This is a genomic window from Hymenobacter sp. (assembly GCF_031398885.1).
GTDB lineage: Bacteria > Bacteroidota > Bacteroidia > Cytophagales > Hymenobacteraceae > Hymenobacter.
This window is the reverse complement of the sequence record NZ_JANNOD010000011.1, coordinates 40,200-57,526: the sequence shown is the minus strand read 5'-3', so window position 1 is coordinate 57,526 and position 17,327 is coordinate 40,200. Positions and strand designations below refer to the sequence as shown.

General features: G+C 61.7%; 17 protein-coding genes. 12 read left to right on the top strand and 5 right to left on the bottom strand.

The window, feature by feature from the left end; all coding sequences use genetic code 11:
• Positions 1-99 precede the first annotated feature (99 nt).
• Positions 100-627 (bottom strand): CvpA family protein, encoded by a 528-nt coding sequence (locus tag RMO51_RS01580; RefSeq protein ID WP_310391400.1) that lies wholly within the window; start codon positions 625-627, stop codon positions 100-102.
• A 114-nt stretch (positions 628-741) separates the two neighbouring features.
• Positions 742-1,206 carry a GatB/YqeY domain-containing protein gene (locus RMO51_RS01575; protein ID WP_310391402.1) on the bottom strand — a complete coding sequence of 155 codons (465 nt, stop codon included), beginning with the start codon at positions 1,204-1,206 and terminating at the stop codon, positions 742-744.
• A 191-nt stretch (positions 1,207-1,397) separates the two neighbouring features.
• Between RMO51_RS01575 and RMO51_RS01570 the strand changes: the two genes are divergently transcribed.
• The 4 genes from RMO51_RS01570 (at position 1,398) to RMO51_RS01555 (ending at position 8,924) form a co-directional block, all read left to right on the top strand.
• A complete protein-coding gene (locus RMO51_RS01570; RefSeq protein WP_310391399.1) occupies positions 1,398-2,120 on the top strand; it encodes a pyridoxine 5'-phosphate synthase in 723 nt (240 codons plus the stop codon).
• A gap of 161 nt (positions 2,121-2,281) precedes the next feature.
• On the top strand, positions 2,282-3,313 hold the full coding sequence (gene mnmH / locus RMO51_RS01565; RefSeq protein ID WP_310391398.1) for a tRNA 2-selenouridine(34) synthase MnmH: 1,032 nt from the start codon (positions 2,282-2,284) through the stop codon (positions 3,311-3,313).
• Positions 3,314-4,858: 1,545 nt separating this feature from the next.
• Complete coding sequence (locus RMO51_RS01560; protein WP_310391396.1) at positions 4,859-5,419, top strand: T9SS type A sorting domain-containing protein; 561 nt, start codon at positions 4,859-4,861, stop codon at positions 5,417-5,419.
• 361 nt (positions 5,420-5,780) lie between these two features.
• Complete coding sequence (locus RMO51_RS01555) at positions 5,781-8,924, top strand: T9SS type A sorting domain-containing protein (protein ID WP_310391394.1); 3,144 nt, start codon at positions 5,781-5,783, stop codon at positions 8,922-8,924.
• Between the two features lie 100 nt (positions 8,925-9,024).
• Here RMO51_RS01555 and RMO51_RS01550 read toward each other — a convergent pair whose 3' ends face one another.
• Complete coding sequence (locus tag RMO51_RS01550; RefSeq protein WP_310391393.1) at positions 9,025-10,023, bottom strand: MoxR family ATPase; 999 nt, start codon at positions 10,021-10,023, stop codon at positions 9,025-9,027.
• A 351-nt stretch (positions 10,024-10,374) separates the two neighbouring features.
• Here RMO51_RS01550 and RMO51_RS01545 point away from each other — a divergent pair, with 351 nt between their 5' ends.
• The 3 genes from RMO51_RS01545 (at position 10,375) to RMO51_RS01535 (ending at position 11,756) form a co-directional block, all read left to right on the top strand.
• Entirely contained in the window at positions 10,375-10,581 is a 207-nt protein-coding gene (locus tag RMO51_RS01545; protein ID WP_310391392.1) for a PID-CTERM protein-sorting domain-containing protein, read from the top strand.
• 94 nt (positions 10,582-10,675) lie between these two features.
• On the top strand, positions 10,676-11,260 hold the full coding sequence (gene xrtX, locus RMO51_RS01540; RefSeq protein ID WP_310391390.1) for an exosortase X: 585 nt from the start codon (positions 10,676-10,678) through the stop codon (positions 11,258-11,260).
• On the top strand, positions 11,253-11,756 hold the full coding sequence (locus tag RMO51_RS01535; protein WP_310391388.1) for an XrtX-associated membrane protein: 504 nt from the start codon (positions 11,253-11,255) through the stop codon (positions 11,754-11,756). Before xrtX ends, RMO51_RS01535 begins: the two co-directional genes overlap by 8 nt.
• Before the next feature lie 237 nt (positions 11,757-11,993).
• Here the strand turns inward: RMO51_RS01535 and RMO51_RS01530 are convergent, their stop codons facing one another.
• Positions 11,994-12,671, bottom strand: coding sequence for a S24 family peptidase (locus tag RMO51_RS01530; RefSeq protein ID WP_310391387.1), 678 nt, complete (start codon positions 12,669-12,671; stop codon positions 11,994-11,996).
• A gap of 168 nt (positions 12,672-12,839) precedes the next feature.
• On the opposite strand from RMO51_RS01530, the gene RMO51_RS01525 reads away from it, so the two are divergent.
• From RMO51_RS01525 to RMO51_RS01505, 5 genes are all read left to right on the top strand, one after another.
• Entirely contained in the window at positions 12,840-13,253 is a 414-nt protein-coding gene (locus RMO51_RS01525) for a hypothetical protein (RefSeq protein WP_310391386.1), read from the top strand.
• A 2-nt stretch (positions 13,254-13,255) separates the two neighbouring features.
• Positions 13,256-13,483, top strand: a complete 228-nt coding sequence (locus tag RMO51_RS01520) for a DNA-binding protein (protein ID WP_310391384.1) — start codon at positions 13,256-13,258, stop codon at positions 13,481-13,483.
• 268 nt (positions 13,484-13,751) lie between these two features.
• Complete coding sequence (locus tag RMO51_RS01515) at positions 13,752-14,759, top strand: hypothetical protein (protein WP_310391382.1); 1,008 nt, start codon at positions 13,752-13,754, stop codon at positions 14,757-14,759.
• Positions 14,695-15,486, top strand: a complete 792-nt coding sequence (locus RMO51_RS01510; protein ID WP_310391381.1) for a hypothetical protein — start codon at positions 14,695-14,697, stop codon at positions 15,484-15,486. The genes RMO51_RS01515 and RMO51_RS01510 overlap by 65 nt, the downstream gene beginning before the upstream one ends.
• Before the next feature lie 82 nt (positions 15,487-15,568).
• Positions 15,569-15,961: a VRR-NUC domain-containing protein gene (locus RMO51_RS01505; RefSeq protein ID WP_310391379.1), complete on the top strand. Its 393-nt coding sequence runs from the start codon at positions 15,569-15,571 to the stop codon at positions 15,959-15,961.
• Between the two features lie 741 nt (positions 15,962-16,702).
• Here the strand turns inward: RMO51_RS01505 and RMO51_RS01500 are convergent.
• Positions 16,703-17,323, bottom strand: a complete 621-nt coding sequence (locus tag RMO51_RS01500) for a P63C domain-containing protein (RefSeq protein ID WP_310391378.1) — start codon at positions 17,321-17,323, stop codon at positions 16,703-16,705.
• Between the last annotated feature and the right edge of the window lie 4 nt (positions 17,324-17,327).

Below are 17,327 nucleotides of genomic sequence, written 5' to 3'. Positions count from 1 at the left end.
GGGTACGTAAACAAAACATTCAACAAAGCTGGCTAGATGTCTCGGCAAGCTCGACATGACGTGCTGCTTTCCCCTTTTCCATCGTTTTCTTCCGCTCACTTACTTCCCAAAGGCAGCCCTGATGCGCCCCAGCAAATCCTGGGCAAAGGGCAGCACGTAGCCGGTGAGCTGCAGCGCCAACGGGGTGGCCTGCTGCACGATGGGCAGCACCTGCGACCCCGCCACCAGGCTGGGCGAGAGCAGGGACAGGCCCGCCAGCCGGGTGCCGTGCAACAGCAGGCTCAGGCCCAGCAGCCACTTCAGCACGCCGGCCGCGCCGCCCAGCAGGTTGTCGAGCACGCCCAGCGGGGTGAGGTGCACGGCGGTTTTGAGCAGGCCGCCCAGCAAATGCACGCCCCACATGATGGCCACGAACACCAGCGCAAACGACACCAGCGGCAGCAGGCCGAAGGCGCTGCCCACGTAGTGCCGCACCAGCGGCACAGCGGCCGAAAGCAAGCTGAGCCCGCCCACCACGGCCAGCACAAACGCCAGCAGCGACACCACCTCCAGCACCAGCCCGCGCCGGTAGCCTTTCACGGCCCCGATGCCCAGCGGCAGGAGAAGCAGGATGTCGAGGGCAGTCATCTATTGATTTGCTGATGGTTTGGTGTGCTGATGTGCTGTCGAAGTAAGTAATTGGTTGCTATCCCACATTATAACAAGCAACACATCAGCACATCAAACCATTAGCACATTACATTACAAGTTGGTGTTGTTGAGCAGGTGGCCCAGCACGTCGGAAATGCGCTTGCCGTCGGCCTGGCCCGACAGTTCGCGGGCGGCCACGCCCATCACCTTGCCCAGGTCGGACGGGCCCTGGGCGCCCACGCGCTGGATGATGTGCACGAGGCGCTCCACCAAGTCAGCCTCGGAAAGCTGCTGGGGCAGGTATTCTTCGATGATGGCCAGCTCGGCCAGCTCGTTCTCTTCCAGCTCGGAACGGAACTGCTCTTTGTAAATAGCCGCGGCGTCGCGGCGCTGCTTGGCGGCTTTGTTGAGCAGCTTGAGCTCGGCTTCGGGGGCGAGGCCGCCGGCGCTGGCTCCCTCCGCGGTTTCGGCCAGCATAATCTGGGATTTGATGCTGCGCAGGGTGGTGAGGCGCACTTTGTCCTTGGCCAGCATGGCTTGTTTGATGGCGGCGTCGATGGTGTCTTTGAGCATGATGAGGGCGAATGGGCGGGTTAGCGCGGGGGAAAGGGGCTGGCCTGCCAAACGCTCCCGAACGGGGCTGCGGCGGGTGTAATTTCGCCCCGAAGCTACGGCGGACGGCCCGCAAGGTCCGCCGGGAAACGCCCGACCCAAACGCCCGCTTCCTTGTTGTTCGTCTTTGACCCCCTTTTCAACCCCAACACTTCGTGACCAAGCTCAGCGTCAACATCAACAAACTGGCCACCCTGCGCAACGCCCGCGGACACAACCGGCCCGACCTCCTGCAGGCGGCGCGCGACATCGAGCGGTTCGGGGCCGAGGGCATCACGGTGCACCCGCGGCCCGACGAGCGCCACATCCGCTACCAAGACGTGCGCGACCTGCGGGCCGTGGTAACCACCGAGCTCAACGTGGAAGGCAACCCCACGCCCGACTTCCTGGCCCTGGTGCGCGAGGTGCGCCCCGCGCAGGTAACGCTGGTGCCCGACGCGCCCGACGCCCTCACCTCCAACGCGGGCTGGGACGTCATCGCCCACCAGGCTTACCTGCGCGACGTGGTGGCCGAGCTGAAGGCGCTGGGCTGCCGGGTGAGCATTTTCCTCGACACCGACCTGGCCCTGATCGAGACCGCCGTGACCACCGGCACCGACCGCATCGAGCTTTACACCGAAGCCTACGCCCGCCACTACCCCGCCGGCCGCGAAGCCGCCGTGGCCCCCTACCGCGCCGCCGCCGCCCGCGCCGGCCAGCTGGGCCTGGGCGTGAACGCCGGCCACGACCTCGACCTCGCCAACCTGGCCTGGCTGCGCCAGCAGCTGCCCGAGCTGGCCGAGGTGAGCATCGGCCACGCCCTGGTGTGCGACGCGCTTTACCTGGGCCTGGAAAACACCGTGCAACTGTATAAAAGACAATTAACAATTAAGAATTAAGAATGAGCCATGAGCAATTAACCAGGAATAGCGTGCAGCACGTGGCCCGAAACCATTCGCGTCCGCTTCGCATTTTGCGCTGGTTTGTTGCTCATGGCTCATTCTTAATTCTTAATTGCTAATTGTTAATATTCTTAATTGTTAATTGTTAATTGAAAACCATGCCCCGTCTTTCCCTGGCTGATTTTCAGGCCCTGCCCTGCCCCATTCTCGACGTGCGGGCGCCCGTTGAGTTTGCCCAGGGCCACGTGCCGGGCGCGCTCAATCTGCCCTTGTTCACGGATGAGGAGCGGGCCCGCATCGGCACTACGTACAAGCAGGTGAGCCAGGAGCGGGCCGTGCATCTGGGCCTGGAGTTCTTCGGGCCGAAGATGTCGGTGCTGGTGAAGCGGGCCCAGAAACTGGCGCCGGGCAAGGAAGTGCGCCTGCACTGCTGGCGCGGCGGCCTGCGCAGCGGGGCCGTGCAGTGGCTGCTGGAGCTGGCCGGCTTCCGGGTGCACCTGCTCGACCACGGCTACAAGGACTACCGCCGGGCCGTGCTGGCCGCCTTCGAGGCGCCCCGCCACTGGCGCGTGCTGGGTGGCCTCACCGGCAGCGGCAAGACCGACGTGCTGCACGCGCTGGCCGCCCCGCCCCACCAGCAGCCGGTGCTCGACCTCGAAGGACTAGCCAGCCACAAGGGCTCGGCGTTCGGGGCCATCGGGCAGCCGGCCCAGCCCACGCAGGAGCAATTCGAGAATAACCTGGCCGCTGCCCTAGCCGCGCTGCCCGCCGACGCGCCGGTGTGGGTGGAGGACGAGAGCCGGCAGATTGGCCGGCTCACCATCCCACCCGCCTTGTTTGGGCAGCTGCGCACCGCCCCGCGCTGGGTGCTGGAGGTGCCCCGCGCCGCCCGCGTGGCCAAGCTGGCCGCCGAGTACGGCGCCGAAAGCCCCGCGGAGCTGGCGGCCGCCATCGAGCGCCTGCAAAAACGCTTGGGCGGGCTGGCCACCCAGCAGGCGCTGGCCGCCGTGGAGGCCGGCGATTTCACGCAAATGGTGGAGCTGGTGCTCGACTACTACGACAAGACCTACACCTACGGCCTCACCCGGCGGCCCGGCGAGCCGGCCCGCACCTTCGTGCCCGTAGCGGGCTGCGACCCGGCCGCCAACGCAGCGGCCCTGCTACAAACAGCCGTTGCAGTGACTCAATAGCCGCCGCGTGAGACGGCAGGCGCGAACGTACTCACGGGTTTTCTCGGAAGTATCGCATTTTATTCGCAGCTTTAGGGCCCTCTACTCCGCAATCGGCAAGCGGTTAATTTAATTCACACCATACCCCTTTTCTTATTTTCCACTTTTCCCCTTCCTTCCATGTTTTCATTCTTCCAAACCCGGCTGAAAAAAGCCAGCCGGTGGCTACCCATCGCGCTGTTGCCGTTTGCGGCGCAGGCCCAATTCAACTACGCACCAAGCAATGTGGCGAACACCACCGGCACTTATACCGACTTGGCGGCGACCGGGACTGCTATCACCACAGCCAATACGGACGATGATAATTCGGCCGCTCAACCTATTGGGTTCAATTTCACCTTTAACGGCACCGTCTTCACGCAGTTCGTTCTGAATACGAATGGCCTCATTCGGCTGGGTGCTACCGCTCCTTCCTCAGCGGCAGCTTTCCCGGCTTTCGCCCAAGCACCCGCAACCGGCCCCGTTTCCGGCACCGACGCTGCTGATGTGAACCTGATTGCTCCTTTTAACCTAGACTTGGGACCTGGTACCGCCGGAGGCACGGAGTATCGGGTATTCACAACCGGAACGGCTGGCAGCCAGGTATGCACCATTCAATGGAAGAATGTGGCGGACAAGCCCCAGGCGGCTGACGTTGCTACTCCCACGGTCATCACTACTCAGTTGGCCAACGTTTCCTTTCAGGTAAAGCTTTATGAGGGCACCAACAATATTGAATTTATATACGGTCCTGCAACGGCTGGCACGGGCGTGGCCAACACCAAATATGCGGCTGTAGGCATCAAAGGCTCGGCTCCTAATGCGTCCGTACTGGCCACTAAACTGTCGTCGGCGGCATGGACCACCACCACTTTTTTTGTGGGTCCTTACCTTGCTTCCACTGCAGGCAATGCCCACAACGTGCGCCAAACATTTCCACCCGATGCCGGCCGCACCTATCGGTTTGCACCCGGTGCCCCTTGCGGCGACCCCACGGCGGCCACTATTAGCACCAATAACAATTCGATACAGTTGGCCTTCACGCCCGGGGCCAACAGCGTGAGTTACAACGTGACGTACACCGCTGGCGGAGCTGTTCAGACCCTGAGTCCGGCCCCCACCACTTCACCTATCACTATCCCTGGCCTCACGGCTGGCACCGTGTACGCTGTCACGCTTCAAAGCGTATGCGCAAACGGCACGAGCAACGTACTGCGGGGCACAGCTACGACCACTGGCCCCCCCCCGGCTTCGCCTTATGTCACGCTTCCTTATTCGGAAAGCTTTGAAGGGCCATGGGTAAACGGATTAGGTACGCGTGACCTGCCCACAGCTAATTGGCGCAACACTCCGGCATTTGGCGATAACTCCTGGCGCCGCGAAGACGACGGGTTTGATGCGGCCGGTTGGCGTTTCAGAGATGATGAAACAGGTCCTAATCCGCCTTACCCTACCCGTTTCAGCACAGGCGCGCATTCCGCGCGCTTCCACTCTTACGGGACCCCCCTCAGCACTCCAACAAATCCTGTGCTTCCGGGCCGCCTTGACCTCTACGTGAACTTAAGTGGAGCCGGCACCAAAACCCTGACCTTTGATTACATCAACCCCTCCGGCACCGACAAGCTGGACGTGCTGGTGAGCACCGACGGCGGGGCCACCTTCGGCGCCACGCCCGTGCTCACGGCCACCACCAACGCCACGTTCACGGCCAAAACCGTAACCATTCCCAGCACCTCGGCCACCACCGTCATCCGCTTCCAGGCCACCTCCGATTTCGGCGATGACGACATCGGCATCGACAACGTGCAGCTGCGCGTGATTACAGCCACCCGCAACGCGGCCCTGGCCGCCGCCGTGGGCCTCTACCCCAACCCCGCCCGCCAGCGCTTCACGCTCGAAGTGCCCGCGGGCAGCCTCCGCGCCGCCTCGGCCACGCTGCTCAACGCCCTGGGCCAGGCGGTGCAGGCGCGGCCGCTGAACGCCGCTGGCATCACCTCTTTCGACGTGAGCGGCCTCGCGGCCGGCGTGTACTCGCTGCAGCTCCAAACCGGCAGCGATTTAGTCGTCAAGCGCGTGGTGGTCGAATAACCACTGCCTGGTTCTTTGTGATTTAGGGGCTGACCATCAGGTCAGCCCCTTTTTTTGCATTACGACGAGCCATTCAGACGCCCGATAACTGTGCCGGTTGAACCAAATAGCCTTGCGGGCCGGAAGGGTTTTTTATCAGCATTTCATCGTTTGCTGCTTGAATGAATGCAGGAAGTACTACGGCTCGAAAGCCCACGGGCAGCGCAGTGCCTGAATTGGAAAGCATGGCCCTCATTCAAAAATGGCCTTCTATAGTAATCTGGTTATTTGTTCGCAGATTTGGTTATCCCATCCGGCAACGGCAGAACAGCTTGCTTTCACTTCTTTTTCTTTTCCTATTCTTCACTTTTCCTCCCTTTTCATGTTCACATCCCTTAACACCCGGCTGAAAAGAGCCGGCCAGTGGCTACCTGTGGCGCTGCTACCTCTGCTGCCGTTCGCGGCGCAGGCCCAATCGTTGAATTACGCCCCGGCAGGCGCCGTGAATGTCGCGGGCGCTTACGCCGACCTGGGGACCACCGGCACGGCCATCGCCACGGCCAACACGGACGACGCCAACTCGGCGGCCCAGCCCATTGGCTTCACGTTCGGCTTCAACGGGGCCACCTTCACGCAGTTTGTGTTGAACACCAACGGCTTTCTAAAACTCGGCGCGGCGGCTCCTTCGGCCACGGCCTTGTTTCTGCCCGAAGGCACGGCCACCAACGTGGACCCGTTCCGGAGCACTGACCTTGCCGATGTCAACCTCGTCGTTCCGTTCAACGTGGACCTGACCGCGGGCAACGGCGCCGGCGGCGCCGAGTACCGCGTGACGACCACCGGAACTGCCCCCAACCAGGTGTGCACCATTCAATGGAAAAACCTGAGCGACAAGGCCAGCGCCACGGCTTCGCAGTACGCGAATTTCAGCTTTCAGGTAAAACTCTACGAAACCACTAACAACGTCGAGTTTGTCTACGACGCACCGGTGGCCAGCGCGGCCGCGGCGGTTTTTCGCTCCGCGCAAGCGGGCCTGAAGGGCTCCGGCTTTGCCAACGGGCAATTTGTGCAGGCCACCAAGCAGTCGGCCACCGCCTGGAGCGACGCCACGTTTGCCAACGCCATAATCAACAACACGCTCAACACCCTTAACTTCCGCAACAATATTAACCCGGTCGCCGGCACCACTTACCGCTTCGCGCCCACTGTAATACTAAACAATGATGCCGCGGTAACTGCGCTGTACACGTTGGGCAAAGTGTCCAGCACCTACGGCTCGCCCGTGACGGCGCAGGTGGTGGTAACCAATCCCGGCAGCACGGCGCAGGCCAATCTGGCCGTGACCCTGACGGTGAGCGGGGCCACCACGTTCACCAACACGCAGACGGTCGCAACGCTGGCCGCCGGGGCTTCGACGACGGTCAACTTCACCTACCCCGTGACGGGCACCGGCGGCACCAACACCCTGACCGCGACGGTTCCGGCCGATGACCTGGCGTCCAACAATTCCAGGGCCGCGACTCAAACCATTACCAGCGTAGAAGAAAGCCATTTCCCAAGCGGCACGGTAACATACACGGGCGGTATTGGGTCAGCCACGACTGCTGACATTCTCCTGCTAACCCGCTACCAGACCACTTCCCCGGCCTCTATCACCACCGTGACGCCCACTTTTGCGGGCACCGGCACGGCGACGAATACCTATCAGGTAGTTATTTACAGCGTCAGCGGCGCGGACAATGCCCCCGGTACGCTGCTCTACACTTCGCCGACGCGCACCCGGCCCGCCACGGCGGCGGCTGACGCCGTGGCCGTGCCAGACATCAACGTAAACGGCGATTTTTTTGTGGGCGTAAAGCAACTGACGTCCAGTAGCGTTGGCCTGGCATTCTTAACTGATGCGCCCCTGCGGCCCGCCACGTTCTACATTTCGACGAACGGGACGGCCTTCACGGATTTGGCCACCACTGCCCCCTCGCCCCGCCTGGCCATCGACGTGACGCTGGGCGCGGCCTGCGGCGTGCCCACCAGCCTCGCCGTCACGGGCATCACCGCGACCTCGGCCTCCCTGGGCTTCACCGCCCCCGCGGGCGCTACCAGCTACACCGTGACGACCACGCCCGCCGGCGGCACGGCCACCACCGTCACGCCCGCCCCCACGGCTGCGCCCGTCGCCCTGACCGGCCTCACGCCGAGCACCACCTACACGGTGAGCGTGACCACGAACTGCGCCGCGGGCCAAACCTCAGCCGCCGTAACCACCACGTTCACGACCCTGCCCGTGGCCCCGGCTAATGACTTGTGCAGCGCCGCCATTGCCCTCACCTGCGGCGTGCCCGTCACTGGCACCACGGTGAGCGCAACCACAGCCGGCGACCCCACCGCGGTGTGCGCCGCGGGTTCGCCGCTCACGCCTTCGGCTTCGCCCGGCGTGTTCTACAGCTTTGCCGGCAACGGCCAAGTGGCCACGGTGAGCACCTGCTCGGGCCCATCGGCCCCGGCCGGCGACACAAAGGTGTTCGTGTACTCGGGCTCGTGCGGCGCGCTCACGTGCGTGGGCAGCAGCGACGATTTTGCGGGCTGCGGCACCAACGCGACGGCTTCCAGCGTCACCTTCCCGACTGTCACCGGCACGAACTACTACATCTTCGTGCAGTTTTTTGGGACCGCAACCGGCGCATTCGGCGTGAACGTGACCTGCCGCCCCCCCGTGGTAACAACGTACGCCACGCTGCCGGTCAGCGAAAGCTTCGAAGGCCCCTGGATTGACGGCCTGGGCACGCGCGACTTGCCCGGTGCCTCCTGGCGCAACTCGCCGGCAGACGGGGACGCCTCTTGGCGCCGCGACAACGACGGCACCAGCGCTAGCTGGGGGTTTGCAGCCTCTGGAAGCTATACGCCAGCGAGCAGCCAGGGTACCCGCTCGGCTCGTTTTCACAGTTACGGGGCGGATGTGAATGAGCAGGGCCGACTTGACCTGTACGTGAACCTGAGCGGAGGCGGAGCCAAAACCCTGACCTTCGACTACATCAATTCGACTGGGACCGACAAGCTAGAGGTGCTGGTAAGCACGGACGGCGGGGCCACCTTCGGCGCCACGCCCGTGCTCACGGCCACCACCAACGCCACGTTCACGGCCAAAACCGTAACCATTCCCAGCACCTCGGCCACCACCGTCATCCGCTTCCAGGCCACCTCGGACTTTGGCGACGACGACATCGGCATCGACAACGTGCAGCTGCGCGTGATTACAGCCACCCGCAACGCGGCCCTGGCCGCCGCCGTGGGCCTCTACCCCAACCCGGCCCGCCAGCGCTTTACTCTCGAAGTGCCTGCGGGCAGCTTAGCCAAGGCCTCGGCCACGCTGCTCAACGCCCTGGGCCAGGCGGTGCACGCGCGCCGACTGGCCCTGCCCGCCGCCGGGGGCACCGCCGAGTTTGACGTCAGCGGCCTGGCCCCGGGCGTGTACTCGCTCCGGCTCCAAACCGGCAACGACCTCGTGGTGAAGCGCGTGGTGGTAGAGTAACTTCCCCATATTTTAATCACGAAAAAGAGGGCTCACCGTATGGTGGGCCCTCTTTTTTGGCTGCGGCAATGCGCGGCCATTGGCTCATGGCCGGGGCAAGCTAGCTGATAGGCACCTTGCGCAGGATGGCCTCAATCAAATCCTGGGTGCGGATGCCGTCCGCTTCGGCTTCGTAGGTGAGCAGAATGCGGTGGTTGAGCACGTCGGCGGCCATTTCCTTGATGTCTTCGGGCAGCACGTAGTCGCGGCCTTCGAGGTAGGCCAGCGCCTTGGCGGCGCGGTGCAGCGCGATGCTGGCCCGCGGGCTGGCCCCGAACTGCACGGCCTGCGCAAACTCGGGCAGGTCGTAGTCGGCCGGGCGCCGGGTGGCAAACACCAGCTCGATGAGGTACTTCTCCAGGGTGTCGGAAATCTGCACCTGGTTGATTTGCTGGCGGATGCCGAAGATGTCGGCCTGCGTGAGCACGGGCTGCACGTCCTCCACGAAGCTGAGGTTGGCCATGCGGCGCATCACCTCCAGCTCGTCGGCCTTCTTAAGGTAGTCGACGTGCACCTTGAGCATGAAGCGGTCGACCTGGGCTTCGGGCAGCGGGTAGGTGCCCTCCTGCTCCACGGGGTTTTGGGTGGCCAGCACCAGAAAGGGCAGGTCGAGGGCGTAGGTGGTTTCGCCGATGGTGACCTGCTTCTCCTGCATGGCTTCGAGCAGGGCGCTTTGCACCTTGGCCGGCGAGCGGTTGATTTCGTCGGCCAGCACCAGGTTGGCGAAGATGGGCCCCTTTTTCACCTCAAATACCGACTGGTTCTGGTTGTAAATCATGGTGCCCACCAGGTCGGAAGGCAGCAGGTCGGGGGTGAACTGCACGCGCTGAAAGTGCAGGTGCAGCACCTTGGCCAGGGTGGAGATGGTGAGCGTTTTGGCCAGTCCCGGCACGCCTTCGAGCAGGATGTGCCCGCCCGTAAACAAGCCGATGAGCAAGCGGGTGAGCAGCGGCTGCTGGCCCACCACCACCTTGCCCATCTCAGCAAACACCTGGCGGATGAGGGGGTGGTAATCGACCGGGCCGGCCGGCGGAAAAGGAGCGTCGGGGATGGGAAGCATGGGCAAGAACAGGCAAAACAGCGGGCGCAAGGTAGGCACGGGGCCGGGGTCGTCCGGCCACGGGACGGGCAGTTCCCGCTCCCAATGCCTGTTAATTGATAGTCCTTCGCAGCTGGCTTTTCCGCCGAGGCACGGTACTTCCGGCGGCGCCGGTGCTTGCGGTTTTAACTCAAAACCAAGTGTTGGCCAACCGCTTATTTATCAAGCAATTGCTACTTGTTTTCCCCAACGAAAACCTGGGCGGCTGATTACCGTTTGCTTTTGCGCCCAACCGCCCTTCTCATGCACTCTTGCCGCGCCTAAGCCCGCTGCGTTTGTCGAGGCTTTTGCTTCCTCCTCTTTATATTTTGCATGAAATCATTTCTTCTCACCCGCTTGCTGCCCACCCTAACGCTGTTGGTGGGGTTTGCCGAAGTTGTCCTAGCTCAGCCCGGCACTGGCGGCGTCATTCCGGGTAATTCCGCAGCCATTCCGCTCGACGGGGGCGTTTCGCTGCTGCTGGCAGGCGGCGTTGCGTACGGCGCAAAGCATTTGCGCAACCGTCGCAAGGAAGCGTAAACGTTTGTGCCCCCAGAAAAAATGACGGCTTCTCGGGCGGAGAAAAGCCGTCATTTTTTGCATTTTTGTATCCATCACCCGCAGGCACCCGCTCATGTCCCCCCCCGCTCCCGCCGGCACGACGCCCCCCGGCAACCGGCTCTTGTATCGTTTCATCCTGGTCGCCGCCGCCATGTACCTGGGGTGGTTCTTCGGCTACGAGCAGTGGCTGGCCCGGGACGGCCGCCTGGACGCCGCCCTGTGCGCCCACATCACCAAAGTCAGCGTGGCAGCGCTGCACGCGTTGGGTTTCGACGCCGCCGTAGCCGCCGCCAACGACCGGCTGGTGACAATGAACGGCCAGTCAGCGGTCATTGTGGGAGTGCCCTGCAACGGCTTGGTGCTGTACGCGCTGTTTACGGGCTTCGTGCTGGCCTTTCCGGGGCCCTGGCGGCGCAAGCTGTGGTTCATTCCGGCGGGCATCGGGCTCATCTGGTGCCTCAACATATTGCGGGTGGCGGCCCTGGCCATCAACCACCACTACGCCCACCAGTCCCTGGACTTTAACCACCACTACACTTTCACCTTCGTGGTGTACGCCTGCATTTTTGGCCTCTGGATGCTGTGGGCCCGGCGCCTGGCCGTCCCGGCCCGCCCGGCGTTGCCCGCCTCAACCCCAACCGGAGCCGTAAGTGCCTGACCAACCTATTTCTCCCGCCCGCCCGCCCGCCCGGGTCGGCCGGTGGGTAGCAGTGGGCGGGGTGGTGGTTACGCTGCTGCTCGTTGGCGTTTACGACGAGTTCATTCTCACGTTTCTCACCGGACTCTGGCAGCGGGTGCTGGCGGCAGTGGGCCTGCGGCGGCAAGCCGAGGCCATGCAGCAAGGCATCAGCGGCGGCATTACCAAGCGCTTCCTGCCGGCGGTGGCCACCTACGCGGCGCTTTACCTCGGCTTGTGCCTGCTGCTGCTGCGCTTATTGCTGTCCTCCGCCCAATGGCGCCTCGTGCTGCGGCTCTACGCCGGCGCCCTGGCCGTGTATGTGGCCGTTGTGCTGCTGGGCAAGTTTAGCGGCGATGCCGTGTGGGCTTACCGGCTGAGCCGCCAGCTGTTGGATTTCGTGGTGAGCCCGCTGCCCGTGGCGGGGTTGTTGGTGCTGTTTCGGGCCGGCTTTGGGCCACAAGTGCCGCGCTCGTAGCGTAAGCTTCCGTCCACGCCGGCTTGGAGCCAGAGAATATCCTCATCCAAATAGCAACAACGAAAACGGCCTGCCGCTGCAAGCAGCTTCAGGCCGTTGTTGTACCAGAGACGGTGACTGAATCTAATGCCCGAAAGACTCGGCAAACAACATATTATCAACTACTTGCAGCCAGCGAAGCAGCTGCACAATTCTAGTCAGGGGCGTAACCAGGGGCGTTTGCCCGGTTACCCCCTTTTATACTGCCATTGCTGCACCCCGCGGCGAGTGCGCCCCCTGGCCGCCCTCCTCCAGGAATCGGCGCACCTCGTGGTAATCGTGACCCAATGACTCAATAACTTCCTGCAGCCGTTCAAGCAACGCACCGCGGCTGTCGGGGCGGGTCGGTACGGCCGTGGAGAGGTAGCCGCGCACGTGCCAGAGCTGCACGAGGTCCGATACTGGCAGCCGGTAGGGGTCATAGCCCGGGTTGTCCGAATACAACTCGACGGTACCACGCCGGTCAGTGATGACTTCGCTAATACGCTTGAGCAACAGGTTTTCCTGGGTCACCACCACGTAGCATTCCCAGGGCTTGAGCAGGTGCCAGCGGTCCACGTAGCTGCACACCACGATGTCGCGGTTATTGAACGTCGGGTGCATACTCAGTCCGTCCACTTCAAAGGCCCGATAGCCACCCCCCTCGAAGCCCGGAATATTGTAGGGTTGCATATCCTGGAGGTATACCTCGTCATTCATCCGGGTAGGATAGCCCGCCTGCGCCTCGCGGGGGAACAGCACCGTGTTTTCGTCCCCGTCCTTGTCGACGGTCACGGTCAGCACTTTCAAGCCGTCTTCGTACTTGTTGTGCGTTGCTACTTTGGTAGGAGCCGCTGGCCCCCTGGCTGGAGCTGAACCAGCTCCTTCCCGCAGCATAGGTCCCACACCGAGTAGCATCCAGTCGCTTGACACGGCCGGGAAGGCTTTCAGGAAGTCCACCAAAGTAGGGAAACTAGGCTCTGCACCTTGCAAAATTTTGTACATTTTGCTGGTTGTAGAATATCCTAATTTGGTCGTAACACTATTGGCGTTCAGATTATAGTGATGCAAAAGCAGTTTGATTCGGTCGGTGACGGTGGCACTCGCTTCCATAAAAAAGTGTATTTGGGTGACACATTTGCACCGCTGTGCGTGTATGTTTGTACACGCAAGTCTCGGCATCACTTGCAAAGATACACAACTACAACTAAAATACACACCAAAGTGGAAAGAATTACCAAAGAACCCACCGAGTTGCAAAAAGTGCTTGAACGCTTGGGGGCTGGCCAATCCGTGGTGAAGGATGCTATTGCGGCCCTGGCTGAGCGGGGAATCAAGGTCAGCAAGTCGGCCATGTACCAGGTGATTAATGGCCGCAGCGGCAAAAAAGAGTTGGTGGAAGCCTTCCTTGCTGCTGCCGAGGCTGAGCACAACCGCCGCGAGCTGGTGAAGCAGCGCACCGCCAAAATCGCCGCCTAGCCATGCAGCACGTCGTCATCATTCCCGAGCCCGAATGGCGGCAGCTCACGGCCCGCCTCGACCGCCTGGAGCAGGCCGAAGCGGCGCGTCTGCTGGCCACTACCACCCCGCCTGACGAGGTGCTGAACGTGCAGCAGGCCGCCGCATACATCGGTCTGTCGGCCGAGGCGCTACGCCGCGCCCGCCGCAAAAACCGCATCAAGGGCGTGCGCCTGAACGAAAAGGAGTGAGGCTTCAAACAGTCGGCGCTCGATGCCTACCCCCGGCGCTATCACCGCGCCGCCGCGTGAGCACCCCCTGCTGGCACTTGGTGCGACCTGACGGAAGCCGAGATGCAGCAGGTGCGCCAGCAGATTCGGGCCACCGGCAAAAAGACCCGCGCTATTGGGCCCGCAATACGCTCAAAGCCGCCGGCAACCGAAGGACAGCGCCAGCTAACGCCCCAGTGCCCCACATACCCGAACTATTCTTCCGATTCATTGCCGACCACAAACGCAGGTGAACTACATCCAACACACCCGCGCCGCGCACGAGTGGCTGCTGGCCCAGCCCGCCAGCCGCCCGCTCCACATCAGCCTGTACATGGCCCTGTTCCACCAGTGGAACGCCGAACGCTTCCCCGAATTCATTGAGCTGGACCACGACGCCACGATGAAGGCCGCCCGCATCGGCAGCCGCCACACTTACCGCGACACCCTGCGCGACCTCAACGCCTGGGGCTTGCTCACCTACCAGCCCAGCAAGTCCAAGCACACCGACAGCTGCTGCTACATGGCTGTTCTATCGGGGCCAGAAGTGGCCCAGGTGAAACCGCCCACCGAGGCCAGAAGTGGCCCCGATAAAACACCCCCACCGGGGCCAGAAGTGGCCCAAGCACTTAGGCCAGAAGTAGCCCCGGTAGAAGCTTCATCGAGGCCAGAAGTGGCCCAAGACACTGTATTAAGTAAAACAGTAGTCTTAAACAGTGTAGTAGTAAACGGCGACGCCGCCACTGCAAAAAAAAAGAAGGGGCCTGCGGCGCTTCCCGACGAAGGGCTTTTGGAGGCGGAAGTTTTTAACCCCGACTTACTAGCCAACGACCCAGGCGCAGCCCCAAAAGAAAAAGTTGCGCCAAAAAGAAAAGGGGTATGGGCCGAGGCCATCCGCGCAGCCGCCACCGCCGGCCCCAACGAGCCGCGCCGGCGCGGCCCGCTCCCTGAGCTGCTGTTCAGCCAGTCGGCCATCGCCGCGCCCGATGCCTTCGCCGCCGCTTTCGAGGGCACCGATTACGCCTTGGCCGACCTGCGCCACTACCACCAGCTGGTCGCCACCTGGCGCGACAAGAAAACGGGGCTGCCGCCCCTGCGCAAAGACTGGATTGCCACCGCCTCACGCTTCATGCTTAACGATGCCGCCGACAACCGCCTCAAACTCGCTCCCCACGTCCACCGCGTCAGCGCCGATGGCACCGGCCAATCAAACGCCGGAATCCCATCTACTGGCTACCGCAGCAGCCGCTACGACTAACGCCCTGGCCGAGGCTTCCACCGCCGAAACCCGCGCCATGCTGGCCGACATCGGCATCGGCCTCACCAAAGCCCAGGCCCTGGCCGCCCCCAAAATCTTCCAACTCACCCACCGCATCGGCGAGCGGGAGGTGGTAAAGCTGCTCGTCCTCATCCTCCGCGCTTTCGTCGACTCGCTCCGGGTGAAGGAAAAGCCCGACGCGGCCGACCTCATCACCCTGGCCGACGACCTGGCCCGCACCTACACCCACGACAGCATCAAGGACATCATCCTGGCCCTGAAAGAAGCACGCATGAGCGGCCACAATTTCTTTCAGGCCCTCGACATCAGCACCCTCTACAAGCTGATTGCGGACTACTTCGAGCAGAAGGCCCGCTTCCTCGAACACCGCCACCTCGACCAGAAAGCCAACGGGGCCAGCACCCAGGCCGCCGACGTGCAGCTGTTGGGCGATGCCGCCCCCCGGATGCTCGAGAGCGTGGCCCAGCAGATTCCCGACGACCACCCCAATGCCGAGGGCCTGCGCCAGAAGCTCAGCATCACCAACGCCAAAGCCCGCCGCGGCCTCATCACCCCCGAGCAGGCCGAGCAGCAGCGCGCCGAGGCCCGCAAAGCCACCCAGCGCAAAGACCGCCCCGATTGGAAGCCCAGCCCCGAAGCTCAGCGCCAGATGGACAAGCGGCACCAGCAGGAGAACCGCAAAATCATGGACTGCTACCGCACCTGACCCGCCCACCCGCACCTGCCTTCAAATTACCCTGCCTTTCAAAACCGGCTTTTGACCGCTCACAAGAAGCCCGAGCCCGCCCATGATTGCTCGCAAACACGACCAGCTGCCCCTTGATTTCGGTACCCTCAAAGCCGGCGAGATAACCAGCGCCATCATTGCCTACCTCACCCGGCACGGCTTCAAAGTGTGGCGCCAGAACACCAGCGGCATCTACGACCAACACACCGGCCGCTGGCGCAAGAACCCCCAGGGCTGCAACGGCGTGCCCGACATCATCGGCTTTCGACTCGCTGACGGGGTATTCGTGGGCGTCGAAGTGAAGGCCGGGCGCGACACCTTACGCGACGACCAGAAGCAGTTTCTGAACGAGCTGAAACAAGCCGGCGGCGTGGCCTTCGTCGCCTACGATTTCGCCCAGTTCCAACAGTCATTCGAGTGCCGCGGCCTTCACCTGCAGCACCGCCATGCTTGAGCTCCCCGCCATCAGCACCTACTACGGAGGTAAGGGCAGCAGCGCGTTATAAAGCAACTTTTAGAGCTTACCAAAGAAACTGGTAAAGCGACTGACCGCAAATGAGAAGTGAAACACTACAGCAGGCGCCAAAACAAAATAAGCCCTGCTAACTTTGTAGCAGGGCTTACCTAGACAAAGAGCTAAGCTCCCACACCGCTACGCATATTGGATGAGGGTCCAAGTGGTAGCATCACGGTTGTACGGCGGCATCGTATTGCCTTTGGCAATAGGGGCCGTCGTATTGCCGTTGGACGGACGCCAAACACCGCTTTCGGGGCATTCTTGTCCGGTCCGAGCAGTAGTTCCGATTGGTTTACGGGACATGGCTAAGGGTTTTAGGAACCTACTTTATAAGGCATTGGCAAAACTTCCTCAAGGAAATGTTCTCGCGTCGATAACAGTTGATTACGTGCACTTAATCAACAAACCTTAGCAAATGGCCTTTTCCCTAACAAGCCATTAAAATTAGCAAAGCCAGCACTGTGCCATAATTGATGAGCTTAACATGATTCGAGACTAAATCTGCCATAGTGCAGCTAAATCGAACATCACTTCAATAGCGCTAGCATGACAATCTGGTGGCGTATGCACACATTGGTGTTATTGTGTCATGCTCTATCTTCCTTTACGAACGTCGTAGTATGACATGCGACAGATACACGAAGGGTCAAATCACACTGTGCTTCTGGCGGTTAAATCTTACTTGAATGCCTCTATTTGGTATGGCACGCCGTACTGTTGAAAAAGCTTCCTTCTGAACTCATACATGCTGCTGCACGATTCCATTACCTCAATGGCTTCATCACGGTACTGCTCCAGCAAGGCCAAGCCTTCCACAGTGAGATAATGATACAGTTTCTGTGGCCTTATCCCATTGGTATAAGCGGGATTTAGTGCCCGCAATGCTGGCAGCACCGACTTGTCAAATCTGCCATAAACAACCTCGACCACAATTTTGCCAACAAACGCAGGCTTGATATATTCCGTCGGGTCGAATTTCACTTCTGACAGTCGGGCAATTTCCGAAAAGAAGGAAATATTGTTTGGAAACATCGGCAGGTAATCCGAGTGTCGGCCGGAAACGATGGCGTTGATTTCACCAATTGTTATCCTGAAGCCGCTATGCAGCTCAACAACCTCCTGCTCCCGCTTGCGCTTGACCTCACGCGCCTGCTGTGCCAACTCATCAGCACCCAGAATTAGCATTCCGGCTAGACGCAGTTGCTGCTCTCTGGACTGCTCAGAAACTTCCTTCGGTTTCTGGGTGCTTACAGGACTTGAAATGGTTGGTTCATCAGGGTTTTGCGAAGCCTTTTTCATTGGT